Genomic DNA, 18087 nt, shown 5'->3' with positions numbered 1-18087 from the left:
ATCGGAGGCCACCGTTTCTAGGCCGCTTTCTGGTCGGCTGGTGACCACCCAAGCTCGGGCGCGATGCGGGTGACGAAATCATGGACAATCTGGCGGTAATCGTCGTCTTCGAACTCGTAGGGAAGTTCGAGCCTGAGTTCGCGGACACGCGGCAGGATCGGGTCTGCAAACAGTCGTTCGAGAATCTCTTCCGAGGTGCCGACGAGGTCACGGGCATAAAGCGTCCGTCGTTCGCCCTGCGGCGTCAGCGTTCGTTCGGTGCGCCCGGCAGCATAGTCCAGATAGCGCCTGCGCGTTTTCGCATCGGCACCGTCGAGCGGAACAATCACTCGGCCCAAGGCCACTCTTCTGTCCTCGCCGCCGGCTGCGCGATAGGTCTCGAGTTGGCGCCGTTGCGCCACGAAGAAATCGTCGGTCCCCTCCCCGGCCGTCACATTGCCGATCAGGAGGTTGAGGCCGCTGCGCCCCGCCCAGCCCGCGGACTTCAGCGAGCCGCCGCCGTACCAGATGCGGTCCGTCAACCCTTTCGCATGCGGCTGAAGCCGGGGGCGCTGCAGGCCGAACGGCGTCTTGATGAAGGTATCTTCGTCGCCGATCGGCTGGCTGCGCAGATTATCGACAAAGCGCAAAACCCGTCCGTGCGTAAAGTCGAAATTCTCCCAGCCATCATCGAAGACGAGGCGGCCGATCAGATCGACATGCAAGGGGCGGCCGGCACTCAGACCGATGTTCAGACGACCGCGAGAGAGCACATCGACTGTCGATAAATCCTCTGCCAGCCGGTACGGGCTCTCATAGCCGATCGGAATAACCGCTGTGCCAAGCTCAATGCGGCTCGTCCTTTGCGTCGCGGCAGCGAGAAAGGCTGCCGCCGACGATATGCCGGGCTCCAGGTGTCGCTGGCGCACCCAGGCGCTGGCAAAACCGAGGGCCTCGCCATACTGCAGCAGCGCCAAGGTCTTCTCCAGCCCATCCAACGGGTCGTCCGCCGGATAGTTGCCCGGGCTCAGGAAGCCTATATGACTGATCGATATCTTGTTTCGAGTCACGCCAAGGCTCCTTAAAATTTCGGAAGGCCGGGTGGATTGGTCTCGGATTTCGGCAAAGCTTCCTCCTGGAGGTGCCAGCGCTCCAGAACCTTGCCGTAGGTGCCATCCGCAATCAGACCGTTGGTCGCGATCGTCAGAGCGTTGGCGAGCCCACTGCCCTTGCGCGTTGTGATCGCCACGTCCGAACGCTCCGGCCAACCAGCGCTCAGCGTACCGACACGCTTGATGTTGTTGTCTCGGGCGGCAATGAAGACGAGCTGCGCATGCGGCTGAACGATGACGTCGGCGCGACCGGAGGCAAGCGCCACGAGGCTCGTCGCCTCGTCGTCGTAGTACTGCAGCTCCAGCGGCTTGCGGCCCGTAGCGACATTCTCGTCGCTCCACTTGAGGAGAATGCGCTCCTGGTTGGTGCCTGCGCCGACGATGATCCTGAGACCCGCTGCATCCTTCGGCTCCTTGATCGACGCGATGCCGCTGTCGGATTTGACGAAGAAGCCATGCAGGCCCTGGCGATAGGTCGAAAAGTCGAACTTCTCCTTGCGCTGCTCGGTGACGCCGACATTGGAGATAACTGCGTCGTATTTGCCGGAGGTCAATCCAAGCGGCCAGTCGATCCAGGCGACGGGGACAAGCTCAAGCTCAAGGCCCAGGCTGTTGGCGACCGCACCGGCATATTCCGGATCGGCGCCAATCACCGTGCGTGCGTCGGTCGCATAGGTGGCAAGCGGCGGCCCGCCCGGACTGACGGCAACCGTGAACTTGCCTGGCGTGACGAACTTGAACTCCGCGGGGATGGCCGCGACCGCGGTTTCATTGCGAACGGCATGGACTTGACCGGGCTGTTCGGGGCTGAGATCAAAGCCGGCATCGGCCTGCGCCTGGCCGACATGAAGAAGAGCTGCCGCAGCGGCGGCAAGAAGAGTTAGTAGGCGGGGCGTGCCGTTCATGCTGTAGGTCTCCGGATGAAGTGCAGAAGCCGGACCGGCGGCGACGCCACCGGTCCGCAAAGTTCGGATCAGGAACCGCTCTTCGGCAAGCCGGGCGGGTTGGTCTGAGCCGCGTCGACGGCCTCGGCGCCGAGGCTCCAGCGCTTCAGCACTTCGCCGTATTTGCCGCTCTTGATGAGATCGTTGAGCGCGATGGTGACGGCATCGGCAAGGCCCGCCCCTTTTCGCGTCGTGACGGCGATTTCGGCGGTCAGCGGCCAGCCACCGCTGGCAATGCCCACCACCTTGGTGTCGTTCTTGATCGAAGCGGCATAGGCTCTCGTCGCGTTGGGATTGAACTCGACATCGGCACGCCCGGATTGAAGCGCCAGGTCGCCGGCGGCGCGGTCGTCGTAGTACTGCACCTCGATCGGCTTCAGCCCGGCGGCGACGTTCTGCCGGTCCCATTCCAGGATGATCTTCTCCTGGTTGGTGCCGGCGCCGGTGATCACCCTGAGCCCGGCAACGTCCTTCGGTTCCTTGATCTCGGTGATCTTGCTGTCAGACTTGACGAAGAAACCGAGCACGTCCTTGCGATAGGTTGAGAAATCGAACTTCTGCTTGCGTTCTTCGGTCACCGTGACGTTGCTGATGACTGCATCGTATTTGCCGGAGCTGACACCAAGCGGCCAGTCTGCCCAGGCGACGGGAACGAGTTCCAACTCGAGTCCCAAGCTATCGGCGAGCAGCGAAGCGACATCGGGGTCGGCGCCGACGACGGTCTTTGAGTCCGAGGCATAGGTCGCAATCGGCGGATCCCACGGGTTGACGGCGACCGTGAACTTGCCGGGGTTCACAAACTTGAAGTCGGGACTGATCGCCTTTACCGCCGCCTCGTTCTTTTCGGCGCGAATGCGGTTGGAGGTATCGGGGCTGAGGTCAAACTTCTCTTCCGCATTGGCCGCGGCAATACCGAGCGTCGCAGCGGTGACGACGCCAGCGAGCAACAACTTTGCAGTGTCAAGCATTCTCATATCTTGCTCCTTTTCAATCATTGGTTGAGATTATCGACGGACCTCGGCTGTCGGGAAGGTCAGCCAGGTTGATTCAGAGAACGCGCGCCAGGAACTCGCGGGTGCGCGGGTGCTTTGCATGGGTGAAGATCTCAGCCGGTGGACCTGCTTCCAGCACCCGGCCCGCCTCCATGAAAACCACGGTATCGGCAACCTCGCGGGCAAAGCCGACCTCATGGGTCACGATCACCAGCGTCGTTCCGGTGCGCGCCAGTTCCTTGATCACGTCAAGCACTTCGCCGACGAGCTCGGGATCGAGCGCGGAGGTCGGCTCGTCGAAGAGCAGCACCTTCGGCCGGAGCGCCAGGGCACGGGCGATCGCGACGCGCTGTTGCTGCCCGCCCGAGAGCTGGCGCGGATAGGCATTGATCTTGTCGCTCAAGCCGATGCGAGCGAGCAGTTCCTGGGCGATGCGTACCGCCTCGCCTCGCCCAAGGCCACGCACGTGCAGCGGCGCCTCGATCAGGTTTTCAAGCACGGTCAAGTGTGGGAAAAGATTGAAGTTCTGGAATACCATGCCGATATCGGCGCGGCGCTTCAGGATGTCCTTTTCCTTGAGTTCGTAAAGGGTGTCGCCCTTCTGGCTGTAGCCGACGAGTTCGTCGTCGATCGAGATGAAGCCGTCATCGACACGTTCGAGATGATTGATCGTTCGAAGCAGCGTGGACTTGCCCGAGCCGGAGGGGCCGAGGATAGCGGTGACGCTGCCTGCCTCAAGGTTCAGCTCGACGCCATCCAGAACCTTGAGAGATCCGAAACTCTTGGAGATGCCATGCACATGCACAGTGCCGCCGGAGCGGAAGGCCTGCGCGTCGCGAAAGCCGGTCTTGACCACGGCAGTGGTCTGGGGAGCCACATCTGGCAAGGGTCGGCGGAAGCGGGCGATCAGCGACTGGAACGGCAAGGGCACCGGATTGCGGACGGCCCCTTTCGAAAAGTAACGCTCGATATAGTGCTGGGCGATCGAAAGCCCGGTCATGATCACCAGATACCAGATGGTCGCGACCATCAGCAGCGGGATGACTTCGAGATTGCGGCGGTAGATGACCTGGACCGTGTAGAAGAGCTCAGGCAGTGCCAGCACGTAGACCATCGACGTGCTCTTGGCGAGACCGATGATCTCGTTAAAGCCCGTCGGCAGGATGGAGCGCATGGCCTGCGGAAGCACGATGCGGAAGGCCTGGCGGCGGCGCGGCAGCCCGAGCGCCGCTGCCGCCTCATGTTGCCCCTGGTCGACGGCGAGTATGCCGCCGCGCACGATCTCGGCGAAGAAGGCAGCCTGGTTAAGCGTCAGCCCGAGGAAAGCCGCAGCAAAGGGGGTGAGAAGCTGCGTCGTCGGATAGTTGAACCACACGGTCTCGGTAAAGGGCACGCCGATGCTGATCGTCTCGTAGAGATAGCCGAGATTGTTGAGCACCAGCAGAAGCACGATCAGCGGTATTGAACGAAGAAGCCAGATGTAGCCGAAGGAAAGACCCGACAGCAGCGGCGACCTCGACACGCGCGCGAGCGCCAGGGCGGTGCCGAGCAGCGAGCCGGAGACGGTCGCAAGCGCCGTCAAGAGAAGGGTCCGGCCGAGGCCCGCCAGGACAGGTTCGGCAAAGAACCACTCCGCAAAGACCGGCCAGCCCCAGCGCGGATTGGTCAAGACGGAATAAAGCACGCCGGCAATGACGAGAGCCGCAAAGAGCGTCCCGAGCGTACGCCCCGGGTGTCGCGCCGGGACGACGCGGAAATGGGCGTAACCGGGGTTCGGTTCACTGGTCCGCCTGGTGCCGGGCACGCCGGCGAGATCGGTCAGAACTGCCATGATGGATTCCTCTCCTGAAATCTGTTGAGGCGGCCGCGGCGCTAGATGTGGTTCACGGCTTCGGGCCTGGGCGGCGGCGTGTCGCCGACAAGCGTGAGCGACACCACGAGATGCGTGATGTCCTTCTCGAACGGCAGCGTCTTGTAGGCTTCAGGATCGGCTTCGACGTCGAAGAGCGCAGTGTAGCCGTTGGCAAGGTAGAGGCCGACGGCTTCAGGCTGGCGAAACCCGGTCGTCAGATAGATGCGCGAATAGCCTTGCCGCGCCGCCTGCGCTTCAAGCTCGAGCAGCACCTTTCGCGCCAGGCCCTGGCGGCGCAGATCCGATCGCGTCCAGATGCGCTTGAACTCGGCAGTGCGGTCGTCATAGTGCTTGAAGGCGCCGCCACCGATCGCTTGCCCGTCGCGCATCAACAGCACGAAGTTGCCGTGCGGCGGCGCAAAGGCTTCCGGCGGGTAGCGGTTCATCTCGGCCGCCGCCCCATCTTCGCTAAAGTAGGTGCCGTAGCGACTGTCATATTCGAAGATGAGTTCGTCGATCAGCGGCTTGGCGCGTGGATCGAGGGGTGTGGTGTAAAGAAACGTGTCGCTCATGTCTTTCGCCGTCCCATGGCCGTCATGCGAGGAAGGTTTCCACCAGCCGCACCCAGTAGCGGGCGGCCGGTGCGATGATCGCGTCGTTGAAGTCGTACTCAGCGCTGTGAAGCGGCGCGCTGTCGCCGTTGCCGACGAAGGCGTAGTTGCCCGCCTTCTCTTCCAGGAAAAACGCAAAGTCCTCGCTGGCGGTACGCTGCTTGAAGTCGGCGATAACCGCTTCAGGCCCGAGCGCCTGCAGCGCAACGTTGCGAGCGACATCCGTCTCCGCCGCATGGTTGACCAGGGCCGGAAAGCCGAGCCGGTAGTCGACATTCGCGGTGGCGCCGAAGCTCTCGGCCTGCGCCCGCGCCAGTGCCTGGACACGCTCCCCGAGCAGGCGCCGGACGTCGCCATTGAAGGCGCGCAAGGTCAGCTTCAGCGAGACGCTCTCGGGAATGACGTTCGACGCCTGGCCGCCGTGAATGGAGCCGACCGTGACGACGGCCGTTTCCTGTGGATCGACGTTGCGCGACACCAGGCTTTGCAGCGCGGTGATCAGCGACGCCGATGCCAGCACCGGATCCACGGTCAGATGCGGCTCGGCGCCATGCCCGCCCTTGCCGACGATGGTGATGTTTGCCTGGTCGACGGAGGCCATGGCGGGGCCCGAGACGAAGCCGAAGCGGCCCGCTGGTACTCCCGGCCAATTGTGCAATCCAAAGACGGCATCGATCGGAAAGCGCTCGAACAATCCTTCCGACAGCATCTTGCGAGCGCCGGCGCCGATTTCCTCGGCCGGCTGGAAGATCAGCCTCAACGTGCCGTCGAAACGCCCCTCGGTCGCGATAAACCGGGCAGCGCCGAGCAGGATCGCCGTATGCCCGTCATGGCCGCAGGCGTGCATGACCCCCTTGTGGCGGCTGGCATAGGATAGCCCGGTCGCCTCTTCGATCGGCAGCGCATCCATGTCCGCGCGAAGGCCGATCGCCTTCTCGCCTTGTCCGCGCCGGAGCGTGGCGACGACACCGGTTCCGGCGATGCCGCGGCTCACCTCATATCCCCAGGAGGCAAGCAGATCGCCGACCAGACTGCTGGTGCGCCTTTCCTGAAAAGCGAGCTCCGGGTGCTGGTGCAGGTCGCGACGGATCGCGACGATCTCGTCGATGAAGGCGGCAAGGCCACGGTCGACCGCGGCAGATCTCTGGGTATCGGTGAGGATGAGGTTCATGGGCCCGTCTCCGCCGACGCCGTCAGGCCCCGACGGCCCTTCCGCGCGCGACATCCGCTGCCGGGGCGGCGTAGCGGCTCTCGCGATAAGAGAGCCCCAGATGATCGCGCAGTGTTTCGCCTTCGAGCTTGGGCTTGAAATAGCCACGACGTTCCAGGATCGGCAGCACGTACGCGCCGAAATCGGTGAGACCTTCGGCAATCACCGGGAAGCCGAGGATGAAGCCGTCGGCGGCATCCTCATTGATCCATCTGATGATCTCGTCGGCGATATGCTCAGCCGTGCCGATGAAGGCGGTTCTCGGCGTTGCGACATCGAGTGCGATCTCGCGCAGGGTCGCACCGGTTTCTCGCGCCGTCTTCTTGATGCGGTCGGTCGTTGCCCGAAAACTGTTCTTGCCGATATCGCCAATGTCGGGAAACGGCTCGTCCAGCGGATAGGCGCTGAAGTCGTGGTGGTCGAAGAAGCGACCGAGATAAAGCAACGCCTCCTCGATCGTCACGAGATCGCGGATTGCGCGGTACTTCGCCTCGGCCTCCTCGGCCGTAGCCCCGACGATCGGGCCGATGCCCGGAAAGATGCCGATCTCCGCGGCGCGGCGCCCCTGCGCCACAGCGCTTTGCTTGACCTGCTTGTAGAATGTCTTGGCTTCCTCGATCGGGCCGCCATTGGTGAACACGGCATCCGCATGCTTACCCGCAAGACGGACGCCGGAATCGGAGGCTCCCGCCTGGAACACCACCGGCTGGCCCTGTCTGGAGCGTTCGATGTTGAGCGGCCCCTCGATCCGGAAGAACCGTCCCTTGTGGTTCAGCCGGCGCAGCTTCGACTTGTCGGCATAGACGCCGGTTGCCCGGTCACGCACGAAGGCGTCGTCGTCCCAGCTGTCCCAGAGACCCTTGATCACGTCGAGATACTCGTCGGCAATCTCGTAGCGCAGCTCATGTTCGGGGTGCTCGCGGCCGTAGTTGCGGCCGGAACCTTCGAGCGGCGAGGTCACGGCGTTCCAGCCGGCGCGGCCGCCACTGATGAGATCGAGCGAGGCGAATTGCCGGGCGATGGTGAACGGGTCGCTGTAGGAGGTCGAAACCGTGCCGACGAGGCCGATCTTCGAGGTCGAGGCGGCGAGCGCCGACAGGATCGTCAGGGGCTCGAAGCGGTTGAGGAAATGCGGGATCGACTGCTCGTTGATGTAGAGGCCGTCGGCGACGAAGGCGAAAGCGATGCCGGCGGCTTCGGCCTTTCGCGCCGTCTCGACGAAGAAGTCGAAATTGACGCTCGCGTCCGCCGGGCCGCTCGGATGTTTCCAGGCGTTCATGTGCCCGCCCGGCCCTTGCAACATGATACCGAAAGTCACGTTCTTCTTGGTCATGGCAGTTCCTTCCCGGAAAATTCAGGCGGCGAGAGAAAGCGGTTCTTGCGCGATGAGTTCGATCGAGGTGAGGCGCTCGCTGGCGCTGACGGCAGGGGTGTCGATGACGAATTCCTCGACACCGTAGCGTCGGTGCAGCTCGTCGAGCTCCTGGCGAACCTGCCGCGCCGTGCCGGTGAGCACGCTCGGCGTCTTCTCCTCGACGCGGTAGTCGGCAATCCCGGCCTGACGGGCGAATTCGGCAGCCTGTTCCTCGCTGCCGACATTGACGCCCTGGCTGCCTGGAAGCAGCACCTTGAAAATCTTCAGGTCCGCGACACGTTCGCGCGCCCGCTGTTCGCTTTCGGCGGCGAACGCCGCGAGAGCAAGAAGCGGTCGATCGCCCTTGGTTGCACGGTCATAGGCGTCGAAGGTTTTTTGCAGATTGTCCGGATCGCCATTGAGATGGCCGGCAAAGACAAGCTTCCAGCCCTTTTCGGCAGCCAGCAACGCGCTGTCGACGCTCGCCCCCAGCAGAAAGCGCTGTGGCGCGACGGACGGCAGCGGCGTCGCCAACAGCTCCGAAGCCGCGCCGCCTTCTGCCAGCAAATAGCGGTTGAGATCGGCCAGTTGCTCCGGAAAGCTCGGCCGCAAAGCCGGATCAACTCCGACCTGCAACGCTTTGGTCGAGAACGGGAAACCACCGGGTGCCTTGCCGACGCCGAGATCGACCCGGGACGGCGCGAGACTGGCAAGCAGGTTGAAGGTCTCGGCGACCTTGTAGGCACTGTAGTGCTGCAACATGACGCCGCCGGAACCGATGCGGATCTTCGATGTCTTGGCCAGGAGGTAGGCGATCAGGGTTTCCGGCGCAGAACTCGCAAGGCCGGCTATGTTATGATGCTCCGCGACCCAGAAGCGGTGGTAGCCCCACTCCTCCGCCCTCACCGCAAGGTTGGCCGTCGCATGCAGAGCCTCAGTCGGCGTGCCTCCTGGATCGACGGGACTTTTGTCAAGAAGGCTGAGCAGATAGGGCATGGTTCGCAGTTCCACCACGGTTGATGACATAAATACATTAAATACATAATTTTTATAGATTATAGGAATAACGTTCTCTTTGGCTGCCCGAAACAAGAAAAGTTGCCGCTCTCGTCACGCCTCAGGATGCACTTTTCGCTGTCCTGAATGCTCCTCTGCTACAGCGCCGCGCGTCTTATCGAACGCGCAGAGGTCGCTCTAGAACTGTGAATTACCGCATGTTTTGTCCTTTAATCGGCTACGATCAAAGGAAGCATGCAGTAGGCGCTGTCGAACCAAGATATGTTGGCAGGTCTTCGGATGAGATGGACGCGGGCTAACGTGCTTCAGCGCCGGTGATTGCGGTTCCGGGAGTCTCAAAGCGCGCACCGCGTCCAAGCCTGGCGGCGAAGTCGCAATTATATTCCTTCTAAATTGGTAGATTATATATAATTATAACCTCGATTGCGATGAGGAAGGACCAGTATGAGCCTCGACGTCCGCCTGACCGCCAACCCGGCGGCGCACCCGAAACACATACCCTCGATTGACCTGCCTGCCCCGGCCACTCTACCCGGTGACCAGGCACTCTTTTTGAGTGAAGGTGTCGAGGGGCTCGATGAAGGGGCACATTTTCTCGATACCCTCACCCCCGACGAATGGGCGAAACTGAAATCGCAAGGCCGCCAGCTTTCGTTTCGAGCGGGCCAAGCAATCTTCAACCAGGGCGACGGGCACGGCGGCATCTTCATCATCGAAGCCGGCAACGTCAGGGTGTTCTACACAGCACCGTCAGGTCGGGAGATCACATTGGCCTACTGGACGAAGGGACATTTTATCGGTGGCCCGGAAATGACGGGCGGCGGGGTGCACATCTGGTCGGGAGAAGCTCTTAGCGATTGTCGCATCCTCTTCCTGGCGGCGCCGGCGCTGAAGAAACTCGTCACCGAACTCCCAAGCTTCGCTCTCTGTCTTCTGCAAGGATTGGCCGCCAAAGGTCGGTGTTATTCGGCCATGGCGCAGATGCTCGGGACGCGCTCAGTTATTGAACGCCTGGCCCAGTTCCTGATCAATCTCGGCGATCGGCATGGGGTGCGGGATGGGCGGGCCATCATCATCAACGCGAAGGTCACCCATGACCAGATCGCGGCGATGGTCGGCTCCACCCGCCAATGGGTGACGATGATGATGAAGCGGTTCCAGAAGGACGGGCTTGTAGCCGTCACGCCGCGCCACATTCGCATCGAGCGCCCACATGCCTTGATGGAGATAGTCTCGAAGCGCGGCACATGAGATTGCGCTTCGATCGCATCAACCAATCCGGGTCAGCGCCCAGCGCACCGTTTTTCGCACGTCCGGGTCGGTGTCGGAGGCATGGGCCATTAGCGCCTGGCGCGCCGACGGATCGGCAATCTCGCCGAGGGCTGCCGCCGCCTCCTTGCGAAGCGACGGCAGGTCACTGGCAAGCTGCGCTGAAATGTCGGCCACAGCCGATTGCGCCTTAAGGCTCCCAAGCGCACTAAGACACTTCTGGCGAACCTGCCAGTACTCGTCCGCCAACCCGGCGACGAGACTACCGACGGCAAATGCTTGGCCGATCCTCCCGAGCGATTGCGCAGCGGCCGCCCTCACCTGCCAGACATCGTCCCGCAGCGCCGCAGCAACTGCGGTGGCCGCCGCCAGCTGTTTTGTGAACGACAAGGCGTTGACCGCCTCCGCCCGCACCGAAGCCTCGGCGTCGCGCGTGGCAGCGATCAATGATGGCAGCGTTTCTTCAAGCTTGAGATAGGCGATCACCCCCAACGCCTCGCCCCGCACCTGAGCGCTTTCGTCCGACATAGCGTTGAGTGCGGGCCCCAGCGCTATGCGTGAGCGCAGCCCCTTCAATCCACGAAAGCCGGACGCGCGCACGAAAGCATCCGGGTGGGTGCCCAACGAAAGCAGCGGGGGAGCCGCGGCCGGATCCTTCAACTCGGCAAGGCTGTCCGCCGCAGCAGAAGCCACCGACCCGTCCGGATCCATCACGAGTTTCACCAGCCCGCCGGCCGTATCGATCGTGTCGAAATCGCCAAGCGCGATCGCCACCTGCAGGCGCACGGCCGCATCGCTGTCTTCAACCATCGCCAACAGATGCAGGAGAACATCCGGCGTCGCAGTCTCGCTCAGATCGATGACAGCGAGGCGCCGCACGGCGGGATCCGCGTCAGAGAGACGGCCGACAATTTCTTCGGCATCGCCGAAGTCCTCGAATGGATCGAACGTAGCCATGTCAGCGCAATAGGTAGGGGATGTTGACGGTAACGGCGCCGGTCGGACAATCGGTCTCGCACGGCATGCAATACCAGCATTCGTCGAACTTCATGTAGGCCTTGCCGGTGAGGTCGCTGATGCGCAACACATCGAGCGGGCAAACGTCGACGCAGACGGTGCAGCCCTTGTCGGCGATACATTTCGCTTCGTCGACAATGACGGGAATGGCGGTGGGGGAAAGAGCAAGCGGCATGGCTCTCCTCGATCGGGCTTGGGATCAGGCTTGGTTGGAAACGCGCAGACGCTCGTAGGCCGTCCGCTCTTCGGTCTCGATGGGAACGATGTAGGGCTGGATGGCGCGCTTTTCGGAAATCATGCGGCCGTCCACCTTGCGAAGCAGCGCGTGGCAGCACCAGTTCTCGTCGTCCTTTTCGGGATGATCGATCCGGTTGTGATAAAGACCCCAACGGCTCTCGGTGCGATAAAGCGATGCGTGCGCCGCCATGTCGGCGCAGTCGAGAATGGACGACACTTCGAGCGACCGCATGAGCTCATGCGGGTTGCGCGCAACCAGGGCCGTTTCGAGATCTTGTCTTGCCTCGGCCAGGCGTTGCTGGCCGATACGCATGCGGCTCGTCACCTTGGGTGGCTGCAGGTAGTCGTTGACGAGACGCCTGACCTTGTATTCGAGCTGGTTGGGTGGGATCCCGTCTTCGCGACGCGTCGGCGCCAGCACCCTCGTCCGTTCGAACCTCACGACGTCCGGATCGTAGTCCGGAAGGTCCGTTTCCTGTGCTGCTTCCGCCGCATGCTCTCCCGCCACGGCCCCGTTGGTGAAGGCTCCGAGCATATAGTTGTGCGGTACGCTTGCCATGTCGCCCGCGGCATAAAGGCCGGGCACGGTCGTGCGCGCATATTCGTCGACGAAGACGCCTGACGCGCTGTGGCCGGAACAGAAGCCGATCTCGGAAATGTGCATCTCGATCATCGTCTCGCGATAATCGGTACCACGCGCGGTATGAAACCGCCCGCGGGAAGGGCGTTCGACGCGATGCAGGATATCTGCGATCTCGCCGACCGTATCGGGATGAAGATGGTTGAGCTTCAGGAAGACCGGCCCCTTCCCCGATTGCAGTTCGTTGTAAAACTCCTGCATCATCTGCCCGGACCAATAATCGCTTTCGATGAAGCGCTTACCTTCGCTGTTGGCGGTGTAGGCACCGAACGGGCCGGCGACATAGGCGCAGGCAGGGCCGTTGTAATCTTTGATCAGCGGATTGATCTGGTAGCACTCGAGGTTCGCGAGCGCGGCACCGGCATGATAGGCCATGGCATAACCGTCGCCGGAGTTGGTGGGGTTCTCGTAGGTGCCGAACAGGTAGCCCGAGTGCGGCAACCCAAGCCTACCGGCCGCTCCCATGCACAGGATCACGGCCTTGGCCCTAAGCACGAGGAATTCCGAAGTTCGGGTGTTGACGGCAACGGCACCGGCTATGCGACCATCCTTCGCCGTCAGCAACCGGGTGGCCATGAAGCGGTTGGAAATCAGGATGCGCTCCCGTTTCAGCTGGCGATAGAGTGCCTTCTTGACGGTTTCGCCATTCGGCATCGGCAGCACATATGTACCGAGGTGATGGACCTTCTTCAGATCGTAGTCGCCGTTGGCATTCCTCTGGAAACGAATGCCGAAGCGATCCAGTTCCTGAATGATGTCATAACAGCGTGATGCGTATTTGAAGACCGGCGCCTGGTCGACGATGCCATCATTGGCGATCGTGATTTCCTTCGTGTACTGCTCCGGCGTTGCATAACCCGGCACCACGGCATTGTTCAGGCCGTCCATGCCCATCGAGATTGCGCCGGACCGCTTCACATTGGCTTTTTCCAGCAATACGACGTTGAGCGCCGGGTTCTTCTGCTTGGCTTTCAGCGCCGCCATCGGGCCGGCCGTTCCGCCTCCGATCACCAGAACATCGCAGGCGACTTCCGAAAGGCCGTCGATAAAATCGTCCATAGTTCTTCCTCAAAACGTGGAGTCGGCGATCGCGCGCAGGTACGTCCAGGGGTAAATGCCGCGATCATGGCCGTCAGAGAAAACCAGCCGGATTGCGTAGGTGCCGACTGGCTCCGCACCGCTGAGCGTGACGGCGTCATAGGAACCGGCGCGCCCTTCGAGATCCGCACGCACCTGGCTGGCGGCACGGCTGCGCGCCCGCAGCACGGTCGCCGGGATGTGGGATACGGCGCCGTCGTCCCACGTAACGGCGAGACTGCTGCGCGCGGCATTGACCTTGAGACTGACAGCGAACATGAGCACTCCTTGATGGTTGGCCATTCTAGGAAGGGGTCAGCCCGGCACACGCAATAAATTGCCTTGGCAGTTCAAATCGTCGCCCCTGGCGGCGGACGCGAGCAACCACGCGCCTGCGCCACACCGCCTAAGCCAAAGCGGAGAAGTGCATGACCGTTCACGGCACGCGAGCATGCCCGCCGCCGATCGCTGCAAACCTAAATTCCGGTCGGACGCCCGGCTACACCGCCTCAAGAATCCGGCGCTGCAGATCGACCGCGCGTGGATCTGCAAGCTCGCGCCGCGGGCGTTCGAGATCGACGTCGATATCAAGCGCGATCGCCCCTTCCCGCAGCACCACCACCCGATCAGCCAGTGCCACCGCCTCTGCGACGTCGTGGGTGATCAGCACGGTGGTAAATCCCCGCCCCGTCCAAATCCGCTCGAGCAGGCGGTGCATTTCGATACGCGTCAGCGCGTCGAGCGCACCGAAGGGCTCATCGAGCAACAGGATCTGGGGGGCGCTGACAAGCGCTCGGGCGAGTGCCACGCGCTGGCGCTGGCCGCCGGAAAGCACGCTCGGCCAATCGTCTTCGCGTCCCTCCAGACCGACATCCGCGAGCGTGCGGCGGGCCGTTTCCTGCCAGTTCGGACCGCGGGCGATGCCGACATTCTCGATGACCCGCTGCCAAGGCACCAGACGCGCCTCCTGAAAAAGCAGGCGCACCGACGGCAGGGTGCGATCGACGTCACGCCCTCCGATGCTGACGCGTCCGCCGGTTGCCGTCTCCAGCCCTGCGATCAGCCGCAACAGGGTGGATTTGCCGCCACCCGACCTTCCCACAACGGCCAGAAACTGGCCCGCCGGGATCTCCAGGTTGAAACTGCCGAGCACGTTGAGCTTGCCGAACGATTTTACGACCCGCGACAGCGAAATCGAAAGGCCGCCGTCGTTTCCGGCCACCTCGGCCGCCACCGCGCTCATGGCTCGCCCCCCTGCTTTATCCGGTAGGCCGGATGCCAGACGAGGACACGCTTCTCGATCGCACGGGTCACCACGTCGGCGAGCTTGCCAAGAAGGGCATAGACGATGATGCCGAGCAGGACGACGTCCGTCTGGAGGAACTCCCGCGCGTTCATCGTCATGTAGCCGATGCCATTGGTCGACGAAATCGTCTCGGCGACGATCAACGTCAACCACATGAAGCCGAGCGCGTAGCGCAGGCCGACCAGAATGGAGGGCAAGGCTCCGGGAAGTATGATGCGGCGGATCAACGCCTTGCGGTCGAGCCCGTAGACTGACGCCATTTCCACGATCTGCGGGTCGATGGTTCTGACGCCATAGAAGGTGTTGATGTAGATCGGAAAAAAGACGCCGATCGAAACCAGAAAGATCTTGGCGGTTTCATCGATGCCGAACCAGAGGATCACGAGCGGGATCAGTGCCAGATGCGGGATGTTTCGCACCATCTGGACGGTGCTGTCGAAGAGCGTCTCGGCGGGTTTCCAGAGACCGGTAAGGACTCCCGCGACAAAGCCGAGCCCGCCGCCGATCGCAAGGCCGATGAAGGCCCGCCGGGTAGAGGCGAGCGTATGGAAGAGGAGCGATCCGTCGAGCAGCGACCGCCAGAAGGCGGCCGCAATCGTTGTCGGCGCCGGCATCAGGCGCGCCGTTACGAGACCCGTTCGGGCCGCGATTTCCCAAACGACAAGAAGCACCAGCGGGAGAGCCCATGGCGCCAGTCCGCTCCACAGGCTCTTCAGATTGGGCTTGCGGGTTTCGCCGGTAGCGATACCGGCTACCGACAGGTCCACCATCACGCACCGCCCTTTCGCACGGCGTTCGCAATCGAGATCCTGTTTGGAATGAGACCGAGATCGAAGAACGTATCGGCGATGGCTTGCTGCTGCTTGACGATACTGTCGTCGAGTGCCTTGACGCCGTAGGATTGCCGCGCCAGCGCGACCGCCAGTACATCTGCCGGAATGCCGACTGATGGCGCCAGCTCGGCGGCAGCCGCCGCCGGATTGGCCTTCGTCCATTCGTCAATCTCGGCGACGGCAGCAATCACCGTGTCGACCGCTTCGGGATGGCCGTCCACGAAGGGCTTTGCGCCGAGATAGAACTGGTGGTTCGGCACGATGCCTTCGCCGTTGCGAAGTTCGCGCGCCTCGATCGCGAGCTCTGCTGCGGCCTGGAAGGGATCCCAGATCACCCAGGCGTCGACGGCACCCTGCTCAAAGGCGGCGCGGGCATCGGCCGGCGGAAGGAAGGATGTCTTGATGTCGCTGTACTTGAGGCCAGCCTCCTCAAGCGCCTTCACCAAGAGGAAGTGAACATTCGAACCCTTGTTGAGGGCAACGGTCTTCCCCTTGAGATCCGCAACGTTCTGAATGGGGCTTCCCTTCGGCACAAGGATCGCCTCGCCGCGCGGCGCCGGCGGCTCATGGGCGACGTAAACCAGGGGAGCGCCGGCCGCCTGTGCGAAGATCGGCGGCGTCTCGCCGGTCGTCCCGAAATCGACTGCGCCGACGTTCAGCGCCTCGAGAAGCTGCGGGCCCGCCGGGAACTCCGCCCAGGTCACCGTGTAGCCGATCTGCTCCAGCTTTCTCTCCAGGAGACCCTTTCCCTTGAGCAGCACGAGCGTGCCGTATTTCTGGTAGCCAATGCGGATCACTTTGTCGGACGCCGCTGCAGGCGCGGCGTTGAGAAGCGGGACTGCAAACGTCGCCGCAAGCGCTATCGAGAAAAGGCGTCGGGAAATCATCATGACGTTCTCCTGTGCGAAAATTGGATATTAGCACATATAATCGATAGATTTCACCTTCATTCTAGAGCGCCCATTCCAACCTTGGCTCCGCCCGTAGTTTTTTCTCCTATCTCCGGGGTTTCTTGCGACGAAGGGTTCGGCAAGCGCGCTTGGGCCTCGTACACGAGACAGCGCCAAACAGGCTTCACGCTTTCACGAGCCAGGTCACTGGATAAGCAAACCCGGTTCGGGGGTCTGGAAAGTCCCGGATGCTCTCTGAGCGTCGCGCCTTCGGCAATCCTTGCGGAAGGGACCTCGCCGCTGAAGTTCAGGGGGCCAACCGATCCACGGCATGTGTTTCGTTGCGGGAAATGTAGGCAAACCCACACAAGGGCGTTGAAGCATTTCGATTTTCGCCCGGCTAATTTGGCTGTTCGAAGCGCCTGCGGCTTCCAGAACCTAGACCTGAGCGCTTCAGGGCGTTGGTCCGCCAACGGCAAGCTGTCCACAAAACCAGTTCACCACGGGACAGTTCCGCGAACACCTGCCGCCGCGAGGTCAAACCCCGTTCCAACAAGACCGCTCATCGCCAGAACCTCGGCATGTTGTCCGCTCGGCGGAACAAATCGGGCTAGTCGAAGCGCTATAATGACCACGGCCTCGAATCCTGGCCAATGCCGAAGCGCGCTTGCGCTTTCATCATGTCCACGTTGCTGAAGATCGTCGACCAGCGGTCGGCGATCAGTCTCAAATCTCGCCAGCGCCCCAAGAAGCCCGTCGTCAGTTCCAGCAACATGGCTGACGAGCACCAGGGCGTCGACCAGGGCACAATTCGCCCCTTGGCCAAGATTCGGGCTCATGGCATGCGCGGCATCGCCGATTAGCACCACGTTGCCAGACGACCATGCATCACAACGAACACTGCGGTGCTGCAACCGGGCCATGTCGGTCCAACTGTTGTATCGCGCCAAGATCGCATGCATAGGGGGAAACCGGCCGCATACTTCGGCTTTCCAGCTGTCGAACTCCCCGGTGGCGGCGATCGCCGTTCGACTGGAAGCGCCCCAGAACCAGAACGTTGAATCAGGCCCCGTTGGCAGCATGCCACAAGCCTCGGATCCCTTGACATACTCACCGTGATAAGCGGTCGAGACGCCAAACGGAACGACCCCTTGAACACTGCCTTCAACGATTGGCCAGAGGTGGGCGCGGATTTCGGCCGCCTCTCGTACGGCCGACTTGAGACCATCGGCACCGACGATGAGATGCCCAGAGATCGGCACGGTGCCATCACGCGTGTCACTAAAGACCACGGACCTCTCCGGCTTTTTGTCAATGGTCTTCACCTTGCAGCCGAAGTGAACCGTGACGTGAGCGCTGAGGCAGGCCTTCCAGAGAATCTCATGCAGGTGGGCACGGTGGATACAGACCGGCCAATACTGGCGAGGAAGATGAGCGTCGAGCTCCGTTGCCAGCAAACAGCGACCATGCGAATTCCGCAGCACGAAACGTGGCACTATCGCGCCATGCGCGCGTACCTGCTCGCCGATTCCCAGGGCATCGAGCACCATCAGCCCGTTGGCTTGCAACAAAATCCCCGCTCCAACCGGAGCGAAGGCTGCAGCCTGCTCGAGCACGAAAACGCTAGCGCCGGCCCTTTGGAAAGCCAGGGCGGCCGCCAAGCCGGCAATCCCGCCGCCGGCGACGACAACGTCAAAACGATCCTGCAACATAAAGATCCTCTCTATGGTGGGATGTTAGTAGAATG

17 protein-coding genes are annotated in these 18087 nt (G+C 62.3%); 1 reads left to right on the top strand and 16 read right to left on the bottom strand.

Annotation, left to right across the window (positions count from 1 at the left end; all coding sequences use genetic code 11):
• Nucleotides 1-17: 17 nt before the first annotated feature.
• The 8 genes from C1A35_RS31330 to C1A35_RS31295 form a co-directional block, all read right to left on the bottom strand.
• A complete protein-coding gene (locus C1A35_RS31330; RefSeq protein ID WP_104668139.1) occupies nucleotides 18-1049 on the bottom strand; it encodes an LLM class flavin-dependent oxidoreductase in 1032 nt (343 codons plus the stop codon).
• A gap of 11 nt (nucleotides 1050-1060) precedes the next feature.
• A complete protein-coding gene (locus C1A35_RS31325; RefSeq protein WP_104668173.1) occupies nucleotides 1061-1996 on the bottom strand; it encodes an ABC transporter substrate-binding protein in 936 nt (311 codons plus the stop codon).
• Nucleotides 1997-2064: 68 nt separating this feature from the next.
• Nucleotides 2065-3009: an ABC transporter substrate-binding protein gene (locus C1A35_RS31320; protein WP_104668138.1), complete on the bottom strand. Its 945-nt coding sequence runs from the start codon at nucleotides 3007-3009 to the stop codon at nucleotides 2065-2067.
• Between the two features lie 73 nt (nucleotides 3010-3082).
• The gene (locus C1A35_RS37140; RefSeq protein WP_104668137.1) at nucleotides 3083-4858 is read right to left on the bottom strand and encodes an amino acid ABC transporter permease/ATP-binding protein; all 1776 of its coding nucleotides are present in this window, start codon (nucleotides 4856-4858) and stop codon (nucleotides 3083-3085) included.
• Nucleotides 4859-4899: 41 nt separating this feature from the next.
• Nucleotides 4900-5451 (bottom strand): GNAT family N-acetyltransferase, encoded by a 552-nt coding sequence (locus C1A35_RS31310; protein ID WP_104668136.1) that lies wholly within the window; start codon nucleotides 5449-5451, stop codon nucleotides 4900-4902.
• Between the two features lie 22 nt (nucleotides 5452-5473).
• Nucleotides 5474-6661: a M20 aminoacylase family protein gene (locus tag C1A35_RS31305; RefSeq protein WP_104668135.1), complete on the bottom strand. Its 1188-nt coding sequence runs from the start codon at nucleotides 6659-6661 to the stop codon at nucleotides 5474-5476.
• 22 nt (nucleotides 6662-6683) lie between these two features.
• Entirely contained in the window at nucleotides 6684-8033 is a 1350-nt protein-coding gene (locus C1A35_RS31300; protein WP_104668134.1) for an LLM class flavin-dependent oxidoreductase, read from the bottom strand.
• 21 nt (nucleotides 8034-8054) lie between these two features.
• Complete coding sequence (locus C1A35_RS31295) at nucleotides 8055-9050, bottom strand: MsnO8 family LLM class oxidoreductase (RefSeq protein ID WP_104668133.1); 996 nt, start codon at nucleotides 9048-9050, stop codon at nucleotides 8055-8057.
• 465 nt (nucleotides 9051-9515) lie between these two features.
• Between C1A35_RS31295 and C1A35_RS31290 the strand changes: the two genes are divergently transcribed.
• Nucleotides 9516-10322, top strand: a complete 807-nt coding sequence (locus tag C1A35_RS31290; RefSeq protein ID WP_104668132.1) for a Crp/Fnr family transcriptional regulator — start codon at nucleotides 9516-9518, stop codon at nucleotides 10320-10322.
• A gap of 18 nt (nucleotides 10323-10340) precedes the next feature.
• Here the strand turns inward: C1A35_RS31290 and C1A35_RS31285 are convergent, their stop codons facing one another.
• From C1A35_RS31285 to C1A35_RS31250, 8 genes are all read right to left on the bottom strand, one after another.
• Nucleotides 10341-11297: a HEAT repeat domain-containing protein gene (locus tag C1A35_RS31285; RefSeq protein ID WP_104668131.1), complete on the bottom strand. Its 957-nt coding sequence runs from the start codon at nucleotides 11295-11297 to the stop codon at nucleotides 10341-10343.
• A gap of 1 nt (nucleotide 11298) precedes the next feature.
• On the bottom strand, nucleotides 11299-11532 hold the full coding sequence (locus tag C1A35_RS31280) for a 4Fe-4S dicluster domain-containing protein (RefSeq protein WP_104668130.1): 234 nt from the start codon (nucleotides 11530-11532) through the stop codon (nucleotides 11299-11301).
• Between the two features lie 24 nt (nucleotides 11533-11556).
• Nucleotides 11557-13293, bottom strand: coding sequence for a fumarate reductase/succinate dehydrogenase flavoprotein subunit (locus C1A35_RS31275; protein WP_104668129.1), 1737 nt, complete (start codon nucleotides 13291-13293; stop codon nucleotides 11557-11559).
• Nucleotides 13294-13302: 9 nt separating this feature from the next.
• Nucleotides 13303-13590 carry a DUF971 domain-containing protein gene (locus C1A35_RS31270; protein ID WP_199773078.1) on the bottom strand — a complete coding sequence of 96 codons (288 nt, stop codon included), beginning with the start codon at nucleotides 13588-13590 and terminating at the stop codon, nucleotides 13303-13305.
• Nucleotides 13591-13810: 220 nt separating this feature from the next.
• Nucleotides 13811-14554: an ABC transporter ATP-binding protein gene (locus C1A35_RS31265; protein WP_104668127.1), complete on the bottom strand. Its 744-nt coding sequence runs from the start codon at nucleotides 14552-14554 to the stop codon at nucleotides 13811-13813.
• On the bottom strand, nucleotides 14551-15387 hold the full coding sequence (locus C1A35_RS31260) for an ABC transporter permease subunit (protein ID WP_104668126.1): 837 nt from the start codon (nucleotides 15385-15387) through the stop codon (nucleotides 14551-14553). The genes C1A35_RS31265 and C1A35_RS31260 overlap by 4 nt, the downstream gene beginning before the upstream one ends.
• Entirely contained in the window at nucleotides 15387-16340 is a 954-nt protein-coding gene (locus C1A35_RS31255; RefSeq protein ID WP_104668125.1) for a sulfonate ABC transporter substrate-binding protein, read from the bottom strand. The genes C1A35_RS31260 and C1A35_RS31255 overlap by 1 nt, the downstream gene beginning before the upstream one ends.
• A gap of 497 nt (nucleotides 16341-16837) precedes the next feature.
• The gene (locus tag C1A35_RS31250) at nucleotides 16838-18052 is read right to left on the bottom strand and encodes an FAD-dependent oxidoreductase (RefSeq protein WP_104668124.1); all 1215 of its coding nucleotides are present in this window, start codon (nucleotides 18050-18052) and stop codon (nucleotides 16838-16840) included.
• Between the last annotated feature and the right edge of the window lie 35 nt (nucleotides 18053-18087).

The sequence above is a fragment of the Ensifer adhaerens genome (assembly GCF_002940685.1).
Classification (GTDB): Bacteria; Pseudomonadota; Alphaproteobacteria; order Rhizobiales; family Rhizobiaceae; genus Ensifer; species Ensifer adhaerens_E.
This window is presented reverse-complemented; position numbering and strand designations above follow the sequence as displayed.